General features: G+C 68.0%; 17 protein-coding genes. 8 read left to right on the forward strand and 9 right to left on the reverse strand.

The annotated features are described in order from the left end of the window. A partial coding sequence (locus BMW87_RS28995; RefSeq protein WP_093080907.1) for a DUF4118 domain-containing protein occupies positions 1-2,078 on the forward strand: 2,078 nt, incomplete at its 5' end. Positions 2,079-2,082: 4 nt separating this feature from the next. Further along, positions 2,083-2,784 carry a two-component system response regulator KdpE gene (gene kdpE, locus BMW87_RS29000; protein ID WP_093080910.1) on the forward strand — a complete coding sequence of 234 codons (702 nt, stop codon included), beginning with the start codon at positions 2,083-2,085 and terminating at the stop codon, positions 2,782-2,784. Between the two features lie 19 nt (positions 2,785-2,803). Here the strand turns inward: kdpE and BMW87_RS29005 are convergent, their stop codons facing one another. From BMW87_RS29005 to BMW87_RS29035, 7 genes are all read right to left on the reverse strand, one after another. Next, positions 2,804-3,244, reverse strand: coding sequence for a hypothetical protein (locus tag BMW87_RS29005; RefSeq protein ID WP_093080912.1), 441 nt, complete (start codon positions 3,242-3,244; stop codon positions 2,804-2,806). Positions 3,245-3,427: 183 nt separating this feature from the next. Further along, on the reverse strand, positions 3,428-4,558 hold the full coding sequence (locus BMW87_RS29010; protein ID WP_093080915.1) for a zinc-binding dehydrogenase: 1,131 nt from the start codon (positions 4,556-4,558) through the stop codon (positions 3,428-3,430). Positions 4,559-4,645: 87 nt separating this feature from the next. Further along, positions 4,646-5,221 (reverse strand): dual specificity protein phosphatase family protein, encoded by a 576-nt coding sequence (locus BMW87_RS29015; protein WP_093080917.1) that lies wholly within the window; start codon positions 5,219-5,221, stop codon positions 4,646-4,648. Then, complete coding sequence (locus tag BMW87_RS29020; protein ID WP_093080920.1) at positions 5,218-5,721, reverse strand: hypothetical protein; 504 nt, start codon at positions 5,719-5,721, stop codon at positions 5,218-5,220. Before BMW87_RS29020 ends, BMW87_RS29015 begins: the two co-directional genes overlap by 4 nt. Then, positions 5,718-6,872, reverse strand: coding sequence for an MGDG synthase family glycosyltransferase (locus tag BMW87_RS29025; RefSeq protein WP_093080923.1), 1,155 nt, complete (start codon positions 6,870-6,872; stop codon positions 5,718-5,720). Before BMW87_RS29025 ends, BMW87_RS29020 begins: the two co-directional genes overlap by 4 nt. Positions 6,873-7,127: 255 nt before the next feature. Continuing rightward, positions 7,128-8,573: a nicotinate phosphoribosyltransferase gene (locus BMW87_RS29030; protein ID WP_093080925.1), complete on the reverse strand. Its 1,446-nt coding sequence runs from the start codon at positions 8,571-8,573 to the stop codon at positions 7,128-7,130. Positions 8,574-8,639: 66 nt separating this feature from the next. Further along, positions 8,640-9,710, reverse strand: a complete 1,071-nt coding sequence (locus tag BMW87_RS29035; RefSeq protein WP_093058647.1) for a bifunctional nicotinamide-nucleotide adenylyltransferase/Nudix hydroxylase — start codon at positions 9,708-9,710, stop codon at positions 8,640-8,642. 82 nt (positions 9,711-9,792) lie between these two features. Between BMW87_RS29035 and BMW87_RS29040 the strand changes: the two genes are divergently transcribed. The 5 genes from BMW87_RS29040 to BMW87_RS29060 all read left to right on the forward strand — a co-directional run bounded on the left by BMW87_RS29040 (position 9,793) and on the right by BMW87_RS29060 (position 14,413). Next, positions 9,793-10,626 carry a pseudouridine synthase gene (locus tag BMW87_RS29040; protein WP_093080928.1) on the forward strand — a complete coding sequence of 278 codons (834 nt, stop codon included), beginning with the start codon at positions 9,793-9,795 and terminating at the stop codon, positions 10,624-10,626. After that, complete coding sequence (locus BMW87_RS29045; protein WP_093080930.1) at positions 10,593-11,708, forward strand: winged helix DNA-binding domain-containing protein; 1,116 nt, start codon at positions 10,593-10,595, stop codon at positions 11,706-11,708. Before BMW87_RS29040 ends, BMW87_RS29045 begins: the two co-directional genes overlap by 34 nt. Positions 11,709-11,850: 142 nt before the next feature. Next, the gene (locus BMW87_RS29050; RefSeq protein ID WP_093058650.1) at positions 11,851-12,507 is read left to right on the forward strand and encodes a response regulator; all 657 of its coding nucleotides are present in this window, start codon (positions 11,851-11,853) and stop codon (positions 12,505-12,507) included. After that, positions 12,504-13,886 (forward strand): sensor histidine kinase, encoded by a 1,383-nt coding sequence (locus BMW87_RS29055; protein WP_093080933.1) that lies wholly within the window; start codon positions 12,504-12,506, stop codon positions 13,884-13,886. The genes BMW87_RS29050 and BMW87_RS29055 overlap by 4 nt, the downstream gene beginning before the upstream one ends. A gap of 188 nt (positions 13,887-14,074) precedes the next feature. After that, positions 14,075-14,413, forward strand: coding sequence for a hypothetical protein (locus BMW87_RS29060; protein WP_093080935.1), 339 nt, complete (start codon positions 14,075-14,077; stop codon positions 14,411-14,413). Between the two features lie 38 nt (positions 14,414-14,451). Here BMW87_RS29060 and aqpZ read toward each other — a convergent pair whose 3' ends face one another. Continuing rightward, positions 14,452-15,159: an aquaporin Z gene (aqpZ, locus tag BMW87_RS29065; protein ID WP_093058653.1), complete on the reverse strand. Its 708-nt coding sequence runs from the start codon at positions 15,157-15,159 to the stop codon at positions 14,452-14,454. A gap of 164 nt (positions 15,160-15,323) precedes the next feature. Further along, a complete protein-coding gene (locus tag BMW87_RS29070; RefSeq protein ID WP_093080938.1) occupies positions 15,324-16,334 on the reverse strand; it encodes a zinc-dependent alcohol dehydrogenase family protein in 1,011 nt (336 codons plus the stop codon). Between the two features lie 110 nt (positions 16,335-16,444). On the opposite strand from BMW87_RS29070, the gene BMW87_RS29075 reads away from it, so the two are divergent. Next, positions 16,445-17,356 carry a LysR family transcriptional regulator gene (locus BMW87_RS29075; protein ID WP_093080941.1) on the forward strand — a complete coding sequence of 304 codons (912 nt, stop codon included), beginning with the start codon at positions 16,445-16,447 and terminating at the stop codon, positions 17,354-17,356. The last annotated feature ends 13 nt before the right edge of the window (positions 17,357-17,369 follow it).

The raw sequence follows: 17,369 nt of genomic DNA on the forward strand, positions 1-17,369 counted from the left end.
TTGCGCTGCGCCGCACCGCCGAGCATGTGGAAGACGACGTGCGCGGCTGGCGCGTGGAGCAATCGGGCGCTGGCGGCAACGGGCAGGGCCGCGAGTTGCAGGCCTGGAACACCTCGGGCGCGATCCTCGCCTGCGTGGGCCCGCATGAAGGCGCGGCGCAGACGGTGCGCACGGCGGCGCGTCTCGCGGGTCAGCTCAATGTGCGCTGGCATGCGGTGTATGTCGAAACGCCCAGGTTGCAGCGGCTTGCCGCGGCGGAGCGCGATCGCACTCTTGCTGTGCTCAAGCTGGCGGAAGAACTGGGCGCGGCCACTGCCGTGCTCACCGGCTCCGATGTGGCGGAGCAGCTGGCCGAACAGGCACGCCGGCTCAATTGCGCGACGCTGGTGCTGGGGCGCGCCGAACCCGCCACCGGCTGGCGCCGCTGGTGGCCCCCGGGAGCGCAGCCGCTGGCGCGTGCGCTGGCCCAACGCGCACCCGCGCTCGACATCATGGAAGTGGCCCGCGCGGAAAGCTCGCGCCGCCTGTCGCGCACCCAGCTGGAGGGCATGCGCATCGACAGCGACGATCACGAGAAGGCGCCCACCCACTGGCCCGCCTACGCATGGGCCGCTGCCACCAGCATCGCGCTCACGCTGATCTGCACGCCGCTGGCCCACGTGCTGGAGCTGTCGAACATCGTCATGCTGTTCCTGCTCGGCGTGGTGGGCGTGGCGATGCGCTTCGGGCGCGGGCCCGCGGCGCTGGCGGCTCTGCTCAACGTCGCGGCCTTCGACTATTTCTTCGTGCCGCCGCGCCTGTCGTTCGCCGTGAGCGACGTGCAGTACGTGCTGACCTTCGCGATCATGCTCGGCGTCGGCCTGCTGGTGGGGCAGCTTACGGCGGGGCTGCGCTTCGCGGCCGGCGTGTCGGCCAGCCGCGAGCGGCGCGCGCGTTCGCTGTTCGAGCTCACGCGCGAACTGTCGGCCGCGCTGGAAAGTTCGCAGGTGATCACGCTCGGCACCGCCGCTGTGCAAGGTCACTTCGGCGGCGATGCACTTGTGCTGGTGACCGACGCGGCCGATCAACTGATGCTGCCCGCCGACCCTCCCAAGGGCTTCGACCCGCAGGTGGCCGACTGGGCCTTCCGCCACGCCCAGCCCGCCGGCCTTGCGACCGCCACGCTGGCGGCGCAGGCCTGGCACTACGTGCCGTTGCAGGCGCCGATGCGCGTGCGTGGCGTGCTCGCGCTGTCGCCCGCGCAGCCGCGCTGGCTGCTCATTCCCGAACAGGCGCAGCAGCTCGACACGCTGGCGCGGCAGATCGCCATCGCGCTGGAGCGCGTGCACTACGTCGAGGTGGCGCAGCAGGCCGTGGTCGAGATGGAATCGGAGCGCCTGCGCAACGCCCTGCTCGGCGCCATCTCGCACGACGTGCGCACGCCGCTCACCGCGCTGATCGTGCTGGCCGAATCGCTGCAGACCCTGCCGCCCGAGGAGCACGGCAACACCGCGCGCGCCATCGTCGCGCAGGCACACGAACTGCATGCGCTGGTCAACAACCTGCTCGACATGGCGCGGCTCGAAAGCGGCATTGCGGGCGGTGCGGTGAACCTGCGGCGCGACTGGCAGTCGGTGGAGGAGGTGGTGGGCTCTGCGATTCGCGCAGCGCGCACGTCGCTCGGCAACACCGTCGTGCAGACCGCGCTCGACCCCGAGCTGCCGCTGGTCGAGTTCGACGCGGTGCTGATCGAACGTGTGCTGGTCAACCTGCTGGAGAACGCCACCAAGTACGGCGCGCCACCCATCGTGGTGGGTGCGCGGGCCGAGCCCGGCACGCTGGTGCTGACGGTGCGCGACCACGGCCCCGGCCTGTCTGCCGCGCTACTGGGCCACGAGCAGAAGCTGTTCGACAAGTTCACGCGCGGCGAGGTCGAATCGGCCACGCCCGGCGTGGGCTTGGGCCTTGCGATCTGCAAGGCCGTGGTGAACGCGCACGGCGGCGAAATCGCCGCGGGCAATGCGCGCGACGGCGGTGCAGAATTCACGGTCACTTTGCCCCGCCGCGAGCCTCCCGAACCGGCAGAAGCCCAACTCTGAACCCATGCCAACCCCCATCGCCATCGTGATCGAAGACGAGCCGCAGATTCGCCGCTTTGTGCGCGGCGCGCTGGAGGCCGAAGGCTGGGTGGTGCATGAGGCTGGCACGTTGCGCGATGGACTGGCGGCGGCCGGCACGCGGCAGCCCGATCTGCTGGTGCTCGATCTGGGGTTGCCCGATGGCGATGGCGTCTCGCTGATTCGCGACGTGCGTGGTTGGTCGGCGGTGCCGATCATCGTGCTGTCGGCACGCACCGACGAAGCCGACAAGATCGCCGCGCTCGACGCCGGCGCCGACGACTATCTGACGAAGCCCTTCGGCACCGGCGAATTGCTGGCGCGGGTGCGAGCCAACCTGCGCCGTCCGCGAGCGGCAGGTGGCAACGGCAGCGAAGAACCTCCCGAGGCGCTGTTCCGCTTCGGCGAGATCGAGCTCGACCGCGCCGCGCGCCTCGTGCGGCGTTCAGGCGTCGAGGTGCATCTGACACCTACCGAGTACCGCCTGCTGTCGGTGCTGGTCGCGAACGCGGGGCGCGTGCTGACGCAGCGTCAACTGCTGCGCGAGGTGTGGGGGCCGTCGCACTCCGACCAGAGCCATTACCTGCGGATCTACATGGGGCATCTGCGGCAGAAGCTGGAGGCCGATCCTGCGCAGCCCCGGCATCTGTTGACTGAGACGGCTGTGGGGTATCGGTTGGTGGTGTAGCTGCACGCAAGGGGATGCCTCAGAGGCAGCCCCACAGATATACGGACTTGTTCCTGGCGAGCGCCTCGGCTGCGAGCCTCCGGAGGTCTTCCATGACCGGATGCAGCTCGGTGGGCTCGCACGCGAGTTCTTCCGTGTTTGCCCATCGCTCCAGCACGGGGGCCAACGATGCAGAGTCGACTTGGGTCAACAGTGTCGTCAGTTCATCGGGAAATCGATTGAGCCACGCATCGTTGTCTTCGCCGAGTTCGACGTACTCGAGCATGTGCCTGTCGACGTCCCACTCCTTGCCTTCCATGATGGCCCAGAGCGTCGTGATCTCGATGTCGGTGAATCGCTTGTACTGGACCGGCTCCAGCAGTTCCTCGATCTCGTCGCCCTCATCGGGTTCCTCGATCCGGTTGGCATAGCGCAATGCCTCTTCGGGGCTGGCGACGAAGAAATCCGAGAGTATTCCCATCTTCTGTTCCTCAGCAAGCTGAATGATGAGCCTGGATTACACCCTGCTTGCCCTTCGCCAGTTTTACGGATCGATGACGTTCGTCGAGGGAAGGGGTTGGACGCAGCGCTTGTACAGGCCGATCAACGAGTGCCCTGAACGATCACGCCGTCGGCGTGATCGCACCCCCGCCAGAAAACCTTCTCAGCCCGCAACACCCTTGTTCGGATTCAGCAAGAACTTCTCACCAGTAGCCTGCTTCCCATAAACGCCGATCGCATCGAGCTGCAGCGCCTCGACCAGCGACACCTCACGCGTGTAGTGGCTGGCAAACGTCGTCTTCAACTCCGCAACGACACGCGCCTTCAAACGCTGGGTGCCCGCATCGCCGAGCTTCCCGAGGAACGGGAACAGCAGCCACCCGCCCATGCCCCAGGCCATGCCGAAGTTGCGCACAAATTCCGTGGGAGCGCGGTCGAGGCCGCCGTAGATGTACACCTGCTTGTGCGTGGTCGAGCCGTAGCGGCTGTATTCCTTGGCGGTGCGGTTGATGGCCGCTTCCATGCAGCCGAGGATCTGCCCTGCGAGCTTGCCGCCGCCGGTGGCGTCGAAGGCCAGCGTGGCGCCGGTCTCGACCAGCGCCTGCGTCAGGTCTTCGAGGAAGGTGGGCGAGGTCGCGTTGCACACGTACTTCGCGCCCAGGCCGCGCAGCAGGTCTTCCTGCTCCTGCTTGCGCACGATGTTGACGAGGGCGATGCCGTCCTTCTGGCAGATCTTGTTGAGCATCTGGCCCAGGTTGGACGCAGCAGCCGTGTGCACCAGCGCCTTGTGGCCTTCCATGCGCATCGTCTCGACCATGCTGAGCGACGTGAGCGGGTTGACGAAGCACGAGGCGCCTTCGGCTGGCTTGGTGCCGTCCGGCAGTTCCAGGCACTGCGCGGCGGCAAGGCAGCGGTACTGCGAGTACATCGCGCCGCCGATGGCCGCCACGGTCTTGCCGAGCAGGGCCTGCGCGGCCGGCGACGAACCGGCTTTCACCACCACGCCCGCACCTTCGTTGCCGACCGGCATCGACTGGTCGAGCCGTGCCGCCATCGCGGGAAGCACACGCTCGGGCACGGTGGCGGTGACGACGGGGCGTTCGGCCGTGCCGGAGGCCTTGGCCGTGCTCATGTCGGCTGCGCCGAACAGCAGGCCCAGGTCCGACGGGTTCAGGGGCGACGCCTCGACGCGAATCACCACTTCGTGGGCCTGCGGTTCGGGAATCGGGTCGTCGTGCAGCGAGAGTTCGAGTTCGCCGCTGGCGCGAATGAGGGAGCGGATTTGCAGTGCCATGGAAGAGCCCTTTTCAGAAGGTTCGCAGATGGCCTGTGGCCACGGGGCGGCCAGTATAGGAGCGGGGTACGAAAGGCGCTGGCGCCTTCAGGACACCACGGGCACCACCGGGGCATGGGCCAGCGCCTGGCGCATCTTCACCGGGTCGAGCCGCTCGATGTAGCGCGGAATGTTGCGCCACAGCGTGTGATAGCCGTAGCCGCCGCGCAGCATTTCGTGGCGCGCGCTGTCCTTGTCCCAGTCTTGTACCGCCATGCGGTACACCGCCGCGACCACGCCGGTGCGGTCGGCGCCGTGCATGCAGTGGATGAGCACCGGGCCGTGCTTTTCGGCCTCGCGAATGGCGAGTAGCGCGCGCAGCACCTTGGCGTCGTCGATGGACCAGGTGTTGATCGGCACGCGCACCAGCCGGATGCCGCTGCCCGCGAACACCTTCCTGTCGTCGTTGAAGGAGCGCAGGCTCACCACCGTGTGGATGCCCAGCGATTGCAGCGCCGCCATGTTGGCGCGCCGCGGCTGCGCGCTGCGGTACAGCGTAGGCGTGATGCGGTGCAGGTTCTCGACTTGCAATGCGTCCAGCGGATCGGCCCAGTGGCCGGGGCGCGGGTCGGCGATGCCTTCTTCTGCTGCCGCTGCAGCCTTGCCGTGTTTCTTCTTCGTCATTGCTGTCGTTGCTTCTGGCGAGGCCAGTGCCGCGTTGCCAGTATCAGGGCCGCCACCGCGAGCCCGCCCCAGTAGTCGACCGGCGCACCCCACATCCAGTGCTTGTGCCAGAACGCATCGACCGGGTTGAAGCGCGCCCAGCCGAAGGCCGGGTTGATGAGGAACCAGCTGAAGTCTTCGCAGACCCAGAACACGATGAGGCCCGCTCCCGCCAGCCCCACGTCGCGCCAAGTCCAGCGCCCGTTGAATGCCAGCGGCGAGAAGAACACCAGCGCCATGAAGGTGAACACCCAGGCGTGATAGCCCGTCATCGCGCGGCCGCCCCAGAAGATGTCGAGCCAGATGCTGTTCTCGATGCGCCAGGTCGGCAGCGACGTGGCCCAGCCCGCGCCGCCTTCGATCTGGATCTCGGCATTGGCGAAGAAGAAGGCCATCACGACCACCCAGGCGAGATAACCGAGCGTGCGGGCCACGCTCGTCTTTTCGACGGCGCCGCTCACGCCTTGGCACCCAGCACGTGTTGCAGCACCGCGCGCGCCGCCTGCGGCTTGCCCAACGCCCGGCTGCGCGCAGCCATGGTCGCGAGCTTGGCGGGGTCGGCCATCAGGCGCGCCACCTTGTAGTCGAGGCCGATCGCGTCGTAGGCCAGCCAGGCCGCGCCTTCTTCCATCAGGAAGCCGGCGTTGTGTTCTTCCTGCCCGGGAATCGGCGAGATCAGCAGCATCGGCTTGCCCAGCGCCAGGCATTCCGAGACCGTGAGGCCGCCGGGCTTGGTCACCACCAGGTCGGACGCGGCCATCATCTTGTGCATTTCGTTGGTGAAGCCGATGGCCACCACGCGGCCCGGATAGCGCCTGGCCAGCGCTTCGAGCTTGCCATGCGCTTCCACGTTGCGGCCCGCCACGGCGATCACCTGGAAGTTGCCTTCCTTGCCGTCATGGCCACCCAGGCCGAGCACGCGCTCGACCATGCTCGGCAGGTCGCCGACGCCGGCACCGCCCGACGCCATCAGCAGCACGGGGCGCGAAGGATCGAGGCCGAGTTCCGCCGCGCAGGCATTGCGCGCCAGCGCCGGCACATCGGGTTCGGAAAAAGCCGGCATCACCGGAATGCCGGTGACGTGGATCCGCTCCGCCGGAATGCCCCGCGCGCGCAAGCGGAAAGCAACCTCTTCCGTCGCAGCAAGGTAGCCCGCCATGCCCGGCACCAGCCACATGTTGTGCAGGTCGTAGTCGGTGATCTGCAGCCACACGGGATATTCGATGCGGCCGCGATTGCGTTCGCGCATCAGCAGTTCGGCCGGCAGGAAGTGCGTGCAGACCACGGCATCGGGCTTTTCGCGGCGGATTTCGCGCACCAGTGCGCCGGTGCTCAGCCGCTCGATGCCGCGGCGCAGGCGCTGCGATGGCGCGTGGTGCGGCGTGGTGTCGGTGCGCTGGTGCAGGTACGACCACAGCTCGGGGGCGCTGTTCACGAGCTGGATGTACCAGTCGGTGTAGACCTTGCGGAAGCCGCTGGCCACGTGGGCCATCGCGTCGATGTGGACCGCCGTGCAGGGCGGGACTAGGTTCTGGGCGGTGGCGGCAAGCGCCTGTGCTGCACGCACGTGGCCGTTGCCGGCGCTCACGCTGAGGATCAGGAGTTTGGTCATGGATTCGGCGGTCTGGGCGGATTATGGCTATGCCGTGTGGCACAGGCCTTTGAGGCTCTGGGGCGCGATCACGCCGACGGGGTGATCGTTCAGAGCACTGGTTGATCGGCCGGCACAAGCGCTGCGCTCATGTGCGAATGGCACCGGGTGCTCCCCGCAGCGAAATAAAGGAGGAGGCCGCAGGCCGGGGGACATTCGCGGAGGGGAGTACCCGGTGTCATTCGCACCCGCCCCGAAGGAGCGACCCGAACCGCCTCAGAGCGGCGCGCGAGAGGTGACGAACTGGTTCACCCCGATGGCAGCCCGCTCGCGTATTGCATCGAACGTGGTGCTCTCGACAATGCGCCCGTTCTCGAACACCGTCTGCAGCAGGTCGACCTGACCTGCCGCAAGCGTCTCCTCACGCACGGTGTTCTCGACGCCGTTCGCATCATGCACCAGCGCAAGCCGACCCTTCTTCGAGGCCTTGCTCACATCACCCACCGGCGACTTGTACACGTCACGCCATTCGCCGTTCACCTGCATGGCCGAGCACTTCATCGCCCACTGCATCGTGTCGCGATTGACCTGCTGCAGCAGCCCGCCACCCATGCCGAAGGAGATGTTCTCCGTCGAGAAACCGTTGTGGAAGAAGTTCGACAGGCACAGCCGCAGCGAGTCGAGGTTCACGCCGTCGCCCTGGATGATGCGCACGTTGTTCAGCACCCGAAAGCCCTTGGCATTCGTCGTCGTGCCGAAGCGATCGGCCAATATCTGCGCCACCTTCAGCGTGGTCTCGGCCGGGTCGCCCGAGTCGGGTCGCACCACCAGCGTTGCGCCAGAGGCCACCACCTTCGCCTTCAGCTCGCCGCCCCAGATGCGCGCGCAGGCATTGAAGATGTCGTAGCTGTCGCTCACCACCGCAAAGGTCGCGCCGGGCTTGCCGAACTGCTCGACCATGTTGCTGTACGCGTCGGCTTCATGCTCGCGGCCCCAGCCCGTGATGGTGCTGTGCTCGGCCGCGGGAATCGAGAAGCCCGCCACGTCGCAGTCGTAGTACCGGCGCGCGGCCACCAGCGCGGCCAGCGTGTCGGTGCCCATGAAGTTCACCAGGTGGGCCATGCCGCCGAGCGCGGCCGATTCGAGACTCGACACCCCACGCGCGCCGAAGTCGTGCAGCCTGAAGGCGATCTGCCCTTGCGGGTCGTCGCAAGTCGCTTCGAGGTACCGCAGCAGTGTGGTGCGCGCGGCAGCCGAGAGCGTGGCGACCGTGGTGGGGTACCAGATCGCGCGCAGCAACTCGGTCTCGAGAAAACTCGTGACCCAGAAGAACTCGGGGTCCGTGTTCTCGATGGTGGCCAGCACGTTGTGCACCGGCAGCACGCTGCCTTCAGGCACCGCGCGGATGCGCACCGGCATCAGCCCGCCATGCTTCTCGATCAGGCGCAGCCAGCCTTCGCGGTTGAACGGCTCGCCGTGCGCGGCCATGAGCAGGGCGGCTTCTTCCACGTCGTCGCGCGTCACCGGCGTCTGCAGATATTCGCGCAGATAGGCCTGCAGGCCGAAGAACAGCGAGTGGCTGAAGATGCCGCCGCGCGACTCGATGTAGCTGTACACCGTCTGCGTGCCGGGTGGATATTGCATCCAGTGCGACACCTTGTAGGAGTCGGTGCGAAGCAGCAGGTTGTTGCCCAGGGGCGAGGAGGTGAGATTGCGGTTCATGTGAAAGCTCCTTTCACGTTGGCACCCGTCAACCAGGTGCCGTTCTTGCTGACAAAGCCTGGTCGTTCAGTTCTTGCCCAGGCCACCCAAAAAATGATTCGCGATGAAGAAGTGGTCTTCGTAGACGTGGTCCTGCATGTCGAGGAACTCGGCAATCGGCACCCATCGCACCTCGGCCGCGTCGTCGTCGGCACGCACGTCTGAAAGGCCCGTCCACTGGTTGTGCGCCAGCTCGAAGAAGAAGCCGTGCGTGATCGTGCGGCCGCGCTGCGAGCGGTCGGGCGCGTCGAACACGTGGCTGGCCTTCATGCTGCCGTTGAGCACGGGCACGGGCACCTTGAGGCGGGTTTCTTCCTTCAGCTCGCGGATGGCCGCGTCCTGCAGACGCTCGTGCTGACCGACGAAGCCGCCGGGCAGCGCCCAGGTGCCCTTGCCGGGATGGAACTTGCGCTGCACCAGCAGGATGTGGCCGGCTTCGACCACGATGGCGTCGACGGTGGTGTAGATCGGCGGAAAGTCGCTGCCCGCATAGCGGTACTTGTCGCGGTAGTCGACGAGGAAGGCACGTTCTTCGCAGAGATCGGCGTAGTCGGCCGTGGTGGTGAATTGTTCGAGAAAGGCTGCGGTGCCGTCGGGCAGGTCGGCGCGTGCGAGCTGGCCGCGGTTCTCGGGGTCGAAGTAGAGGCCGCGCACGTCGGTGGCGTTGAGGCTTTCCACGCTGTTCTGGCCGACGAACTCCCAGTGCGGGAAGAGCTTGAGGTAGTAGCTCGATGCGTCCTTGAGGTGGCCCACCAGCGCGACCTTGGCCTTGGCGGGTGCATGGCCGTCCTGCACGATGAGCCGTTCGACCGCCGACTGGATCGACGCGATCCAGATCTGGTCGTTGTAGGGCGAGTCGCCCACGCCGACCACGCTCACGCGCATCTGCTCGGTGCCGCGCAGGCAGGCGCGCACCATGCGTTCGCGTTCGTCGAAGGTAAAGGGGTTCTTGACGCTGCGTGGCTTGCGGTCGGAGCCGACCACCACGATGACCCGATCGGCGGCGCGAAGGCCTTCTTCGATGAGTCGTTGATGTCCGAAATGAACGGGCTGGAAACGCCCGATGACGATGGCGTATTGAAACTTGCGTGTGCTCACTTGGGAATCCCCCAAAAAGGGCGCGATCAACTCGCGCTTGCGTTCAGGATAGCATCGGTGCCGCACATTGATCAAGCCTCCGATGACCGAGCCCTCTTCTCCCCCTACCGATGCCGTTCGCCTCAACAAGCGCATGGCCGAGCTCAAGATGTGCTCGCGCCGCGAGGCCGACGAGTGGATCGCCAACGGCTGGGTGAAGGTCAACGGCAAGCCGGCCGAGATGGGCGTGAAGGTCACGCCGTCCGACCGCATCGAGATCGACAAGGCCGCCAAGGGCCAGCAGGCGAACCAGGTCACCATCCTCATCAACAAGCCCATCGGCTACGTGAGCGGGCAGGCCGAGGACGGCCACGAGCCGGCGGTCACGCTCTTCACGCCGCAGAACCGCTGGGCGGAAGACAACGCGCGCTTCTTCTTCAGTCCCCAGCAGCTGCGCGGCCTGGCGCCGTGCGGGCGGCTCGACATCGACTCCATCGGCCTGCTGGTCATGACGCAGGACGGCCGCATCGCGCGCCAGTTGATCGGTGAAGACTCCGTGATGGAGAAGGAATACCTGGTGCGCGTGGCCTATCACGGCCTGGGCCAGCCCGCGCCTACCGGCCAGCTGGTGCGCATGGACGACGACGACCCCATCACCACCAACGTGCAGGCGGTCTTTCCGCCGGCCATGCTGGCCAGGCTGCGACACGGCCTGAGCCTCGATGGCCAGCCGCTCAAGCCGGCGCGCGTCGAATGGCAGAACCCCGAGCAGCTGCGCTTCGTGCTCACCGAGGGCAAGAAGCGGCAGATCCGCCGCATGTGCGAGCTGGTCGGCCTGAAGGTGGTGGGCCTGAAGCGCGTGCGCATCGGCAAGGTGATGCTCGGCAACCTGCCAGTGGGCCAATGGCGCTACCTCGGGCCGCACGAGAAGTTCTGAGCCTGCGCGCGCTGAACCGCGCCACACTGGCGCGGCAGATGCTGCTGGCACGGCGCAGGCTGACGGTGACGCAGGCCGTCGAACGCCTGGCCGGCCTGCAGGCGCAGGCGCCCAACCCACCCTACATCGGCCTCTGGAGCCGGCTCGAAGGTTTCCGGCGCGAGCAGCTGACCGAAGCACTGCAGAAGCGCCGCATCGTGCGCATGTCGACGATGCGCGCGACCCTGCACCTGATGACCGCGAGCGATGCGCTGGCGTGGCGTCCGCTGCTGGAGCCCGTGCACCAGCGCGGCCTGCTGGGCAATCACAAGAAGGCGCTCGACGGCATCGACCGCGCGGCGGTGGTCGAGGCAGGGCGTGCGCTGCTCGCTGAGCGGCCGCACACCGGCGCCGAACTCGGGCAGGCCCTCGGCGTGCGATGGAAGGGCCGCGAGACCGTCTCGCTGGCCGGCCTGATCCGCAACAACGTACCGCTGGTGCACCTGCCGCCGGCCGGCACCTGGAACTCGCACCAGAGCGCGCTGCTGCAGCCCCTCGGTGCTTGGCTGGGCGTTCTCGATGCTGTCCCGGCCACGCAAGACGACCTGCTGCTGCGCTACCTTGCCGCCTTCGGCCCCGCCACGCTGGCTGATGCCGGCGCCTGGTCGGGCCTCACCGGCTGGAAGGCCGTGGCCGAGCGCCTGCGGCCGCAGTTGCGCGTGTTCACGGGCGAAGACGGCCAGGAACTGTTCGACCTGCCCCGCGCGCCGCGCCCTGACGCCGACACGCCCGCGCCGCCGCGCCTCGTGGCCGAGTGGGACAACCTGCTGCTCTCGCACGCCGACCGCAGCCGCGTGCTGAGCGAGGCGCACCGTGCCCGCGTGTTCACCGTCAACGGCATCGTGCGTGGCACGGTGCTGCTCGACGGCTTCGTGGCGGGCGTCTGGAAGATCGAGCGTGCGAAGAACACCGCCACCGTGGTGCTGGAACCGTTCACGCGCTGGTCGAAGGCCGACCGCGTAGGAGTGGAGCAAGAAGCCCTCGACCTGCTGGCCTTTGCCTCGGACGGCGAGGGCGAACACCATGCCGTGCGTCTGCCTTGAACGGGCCATGACCAGGCCATGACCCCGTGGCGTACCCGCCGTCTAAGCGTGCCCTAAGTATTCGTTTCTACGCTGCGCCACGGCGCAGACACTTCCGATCATCCCGGTCGCGTGCTACCTTGCGGCCGAAGGAGTCGCCGCGATGCGCGTTCTACTGGTGGAAGACGATGAAATGATCGGGCGCAGCCTGAAGCAGGCGCTCGAGGGCGCGGGCTGGTCCGCGGACTGGGTGCGCGACGGCGAACTGGCGCAAAGCGCGCTGGGTGACGGTGGCTACACCTGCGTGCTGCTCGACCTTGGCCTGCCCAGGCAGGACGGCACCGAAGTGCTGCGCCGCGCGCGCGAGCGCGGCGATGCCACTCCCGTGCTGGTACTCACCGCGCGCGACGGCCTCGACGACCGCATCCACAGCCTCGACCTCGGCGCCGACGACTATCTGCTCAAGCCTTTCGAATTCCGCGAGCTGCTCGCGCGCATGCGCGCCGTGGTGCGCCGCCGCGACGGCGCCGCGCATTCGCTGGTCGGCAGCGGCTCGTTGCAGCTCGACCTCACCACGCGCGAAGTGGTGGTCAACGGCGCGCGCGAAGCGCTCACCGCGCGCGAGTTCGCGCTGCTGCATGCGCTGCTGGAGCGGCCCGGCGCCATTCTTTCGCGCGAGCAACTCGAAAACCGCATCTACGGCTGGGGCGAGGAAGTCACCAGCAACGCAATCGACGTGCTGATCCACGGCATGCGCCGCAAGCTCGGTGCGGACGCGATCCGCAACGTACGCGGCCTGGGCTGGCGCGTGGCTGCATGACCGGAGCTCCGCGCAGCGGCGGCCGCTGGTGGCGGCCACGTTCGCTGCGCACGCAACTGCTGCTGTGGCTCATCACGCTGCACCTGGGCGCGGCCGTGCTCACGGCGTGGTTCTCCTTCGAGGCCTACGGCAACCTCGTGCACAACGCGCTGGACGACCAGATGCGCCTGGTGGCCGAGTCGTACGAAGGCAGCGACCCGCAGAAGCTGCCGCACCCGATGGACGGCGAGGCCGCCTTCTCGCGCGGCGCTTTCATCGTGCAGATCTGGAGTGCCGACGGCCAGACGCTGCGCGCCACCTCGTGGCCCGTGCTGACGGTGCCCTTGCAACCCCAGCCCGGCTTCAGCGACGTGAACACGGGCGCGCATGCGGGCTCCGACTGGCGCGTGTTCACCGCCAAGCCCGGCACGCGCGCCGACCAGCCGCGCGTGCAGGTGCTGCAGAACGAGGACTACCGCCGCCGCCGCGCCCTGCGCCGCGCAATGTTCGAAGGCCTGCCGATCGCGCTGCTGCTGCCGCTGGCGCTGCTGATCCTGTGGATCATCGTGTCGGCGGCTTCGCGCTCGCTGCGCGCGGTGGCGCGCGACGTGGCCTCGCAGGACGAGCGCAGCCCCACCGAGCTGTCGCTCGCGCGCGTGCCCGACGAGATCGCGCCGCTGGTGGGCGCCTTCAACAACCTGCTGACACGCGTGCGCAATGCCTTCGCCACGCAGCGGCGCTTCGTGCAGGACGCGGCCCACGAGCTGCGCACGCCGATGGCCGCCATCGGCCTGCAGATCGAGAACCTGCGCGCGCACGTACCGGCCGGCGAGGCCACCGAGCGTTTCAACCAGCTCGAGGCCGGCGTCACGCGCGCGCAGCACCTGATCGAGCAATTGCTGCATCTCTCGCGGCAGGACGCGCCACAGAGCCTCGGCAATGCGCGCGAGCGCGTCGACATCGAAGTGCTGCTGCGCGAGAGCGTGAGCCAGCTGATGGTGCTGGCCGATGCGCGGCGCGTGGACATCGGCTTTGAGGGCAGTATTGCCGCGGTGGTGTTCGCGCCCGCGGCCGAACTGCGCAGCGTGTTCGACAACCTGATCGACAACGCGCTGCGCTACGCGCCCGAAGGCGGCGTGGTCGACGTGAAGCTGCACGAGGTCGATGGCCACGCGGTGGTCGATGTGCTCGACAACGGCCCCGGCATTCCGCAGGCCGTCATCGGCCGCGTGTTCGATCGCTTCTTTCGCGTGCCCGGCGCTGTGGCGGGCGGCAGCGGGCTGGGGCTGGCGATTGCGCGTACGGCGGCCGAGCGGCACGGCCTGCGCATCGAGCTGCGCAATCGCACTGGTGGGCCGGGGCTGATGGCGCGCGTGCACCTGCCCGTGCTGCCGGTGTAGCGAAGGCCTGCCGGCACGCGAGGCACCTGCGGTCCAAAGTTTCAGGAAAAAGCGTGCTGCTCACGCGTGCGTAACTCTTCCCTCACATTCACCTCAGTCTGCGTGCCTAGAGTGCATTCAGGTCCTGCCACGCGCAGTTCGCGCGATGGCACGTGACCGGGGACAACCTGCAATCAGGAGAACACGTCATGCGCACTTCCTTCAAGCTTCTCGCCGTCGGTTCCTTTGCTGCGCTGGCAGCCATGGGCGCCGTCACCGCATCGGCCGAAACCACCGATGGTTCGGATTTCCATCCGCTGCAGATGAATTCGCCCGCGAACCCGGACGTCCAGGCCGGCGCGATGGCCGCGGCCCGTCCGAGCGGCACCGAGCCAATGGGCCAGTCGACCAGCGCACCCGCGATGAGCTCGACGATGCCGGTGGCCGACATCCAGGCCGGCGCCTATGGGGCGTCGCACCCGACCGGCACCGAGCCGATCGGGCAATCGACTTCACTGCCGATGGTGAAGTCGGGCAGCGGCAGCTGAACTGAAGCTGCGCTGCCGGTGATGACGACGATCAGCGATCAGTCGTCGTTGCCGTTGCTGAGTAGCGCGCGGTAGATCACCGCGCCGATGATGGCCCCCGCAATGGGTGCCGCCCAGAACAGCCACAGTTCCGACACCGCATAGGACGGCCCGAACAGGGCCGGGCCCGTGCTGCGCGCTGGGTTCACCGAAGTGTTGGTCACAGGGATCGAGATCAGGTGGATCAGCGTGAGGCACAGGCCGATCGCAAGACCCGCGAAGCCGCCGGCCGCGCGCTTGGCGGTGGAGCCGAGGATCACGATCAGGAACACGGCAGTCATCACCACTTCGCACAGCAATGCGGCCGTCATGCCGTACTTGCCGGGTGAGTGCTCGCCGTAGCCGTTGGTGGCGAAGCCGCCGATGTCAGCGCCCGGCTTGCCCGTGGCGATGAGGTACAGCACACCGGCCGCCGCGATGGCGCCGAGCACCTGCGCCACGATGTAGCCAGCGAGCTGCGAGGCCTTGAAGCGGCCCGCGGCCGCAAGGCCGATCGACACGGCAGGGTTGAAGTGCCCGCCCGAGATCGGGCCCAGTGCATAGGCGCCCGTCACCACCGTGAGACCGAAGGCCAGCGAGACCCCGAGCAGGCCGATGCCGACACCCGGAAAGGCCGCTGCCAGAACTGCGCTTCCGCAGCCTCCGAGCGTGAGCCAGAAAGTACCAATGAACTCGGCCGACCATTTTTTGTAGGTACTGTGTTCCATAACTCTCCATCCTGAAGTTGAGAAAGCGCGCAATGCACGAGGCCGTGCGCGGGCGGATTCTAGGAACGCCAGGAGGGGGCGTCGAGCGTGTAATTCGTACTAACGGAACCTGTTCACGGATGGCGCGGCTTTTGTGCAGCGCCGCAACTGCGTTGCGTCTTCGTTCAGAGCGTCACGACGATCTTTCCGAACGCACCGCGCTCGAGGTGATCGAGCGCGGCGGGCAGCGCATCGAAGCCGTACTGCGCGGCAATCACCGGCTTGAGCGCATTCGCATCGACGGCGCGCACCAGGTCTTCGAGCGCGCGACGGTGGCCCACGCCGATGCCCTGCACCGTCACGCGGCCCAGCACCATCGCGTAGAACGACGCGCTCAGCGTCTCGCCCCCGAGCATGCCGATGATCGACACGCGCCCGCCCTGCCTCACGGCCTGCAGCGAGCGGTCGAGGTTGGGGCCGCTCGCGAGTTCGAGCACGTGGTCGGCGCCGCGGCCTTGCGTGAGCCTGCGCACTTCGGCGGGCCAGTCGCCGTCGCGCGCCAGCACGTGCGTGGCGCCGAGTGCGAGCGCCTGTGCGCGCTTGTCTTCGCTGCCCGTGACGACGATGGCCTGCGCGCCATGCAGCCGCGCGATCTGCAGGCCGAACAGCGCGACGCCGCCGGTGCCGTGGATCAGCACCGTCTCGCCCGCGCGCAGCGCACCGGTCTCGGCGAGCGCGAACCACGCGGTGAGGCCTGCGCACGGCAGCGTGCTGGCTTCGGCCAGGCTCAGCGTCGTGGGCGCGGCCACGGCCCAGGCGGCGTCGAGCAGCACATGCGAGGCGAGCATGCCGGGGCCGGGTCCGCCGAGCAGCGTGGCCTCCGCGTGCCAGTGGCTGTCGATCCAGCCGCCCCAGAAGGTGTTGACGACTCGGTCGCCGACGGCGAAGCGCGTCACGCCGGGGCCGATGGCCGCCACGGTGCCCGCCATGTCGGAGCCGGGTGTGAAGGGCAGGTCGAGCGCCATGCCCATGCCGTCGCGAATCATCAGCAGGTCGCGGTAGTTGAGCGACACCGCGCCGACCTTCACGAGGATCTGGTTGGCGCCCGGCACGGGCAGCGGCGCTTCGGCCTGTTCGAGGTGGGCGCGGCCGAGCGTGGGGAGTTGCCAGCGGCGCAGCGTTCGAGGTTCCTGCATGAAAAGACTCCGCGAAAGGAAAAAGAAAAAAGAGGAGCCTTCATGCTATTGACGATGCCAGGTACCCGGTGGTGGATAATTTTCCTTTCACTGGTGCTTGAAAGTCTCCAATGGGCCAACGTCTGCAAGGCATCGAGGAATTCGTCGCGGCGGCGGAGGCGGGCAGCTTCGCGCTGGCCGCGCAGCGCCTGCATGTCACGCGCTCGGCCGTCGCCAAGAGCATCGCGCGGCTCGAAGCGCGCCTGAACACGCGGCTCTTTTTGCGCACCACGCGCAGCCAGAGCCTCACCGAGGAAGGCCACGGCTACTACGAGCGCTGCCGTCGCGTGCTGGCTGAGCTCGAGGCGGCCGAAGCCGTGACCGACGCCGCGCGCAGCACCGCCTCGGGCCTCGTGCGCCTGAGCATGCCGGCGATGCTGGGCCGGCTGAAGGTCGGGCCGCTGCTGCTGGCGCTGGCGCGCCGGCATCCGCAGCTGTCGCTCGAACTCTCGTTCAATGACCGGCGCGTGGATCTCGTGGAAGAGGGGCTCGACCTGGCCATCCGCAGCGGCGAACTCGCCGACAGCGCGGAACTGGCTGCCCGGCCGGTCGGCATGCAGTGGATGGCGCTGTGCGCCTCGCCCGCCTACCTGGCCGAACATGGGCATCCCGCGAACATCGACGACCTGAAGGAGCCGCACGAGGCCGTGCTCTATGCGCGCGACGGCCAGATCTCGTCCTGGCGCTTCCATGACACCGAGGGCCGTCTTGTCGACGTGACGCTGCCTTCAAGGCTGCGCTGCGACAGCGCCGAGGTGCTGCTCGAAGCCGCCATTGGCGGCATGGGCCTCGCGCGCCTGCCGGCCTGGCTCGCGGCCGATGAGCTCGCGGCAGGCACGCTGGTGCGCGTGTTCGACGAGCCGCGGCCCTTCGGCTTCGCGCTGCACGTGATCCGCCCGCGCAGCCGCTACCTGCCGCTGAAGACGCGGGTGGTGATCGACTGGCTCGCCGAGCACCTGCCGCCGCTGCTGGCCGCGCGCTGAAGCGGACGCTATC

The sequence above is a fragment of the Variovorax sp. OV084 genome (genome assembly GCF_900111625.1).
Lineage (GTDB): Bacteria > Pseudomonadota > Gammaproteobacteria > Burkholderiales > Burkholderiaceae_C > Variovorax.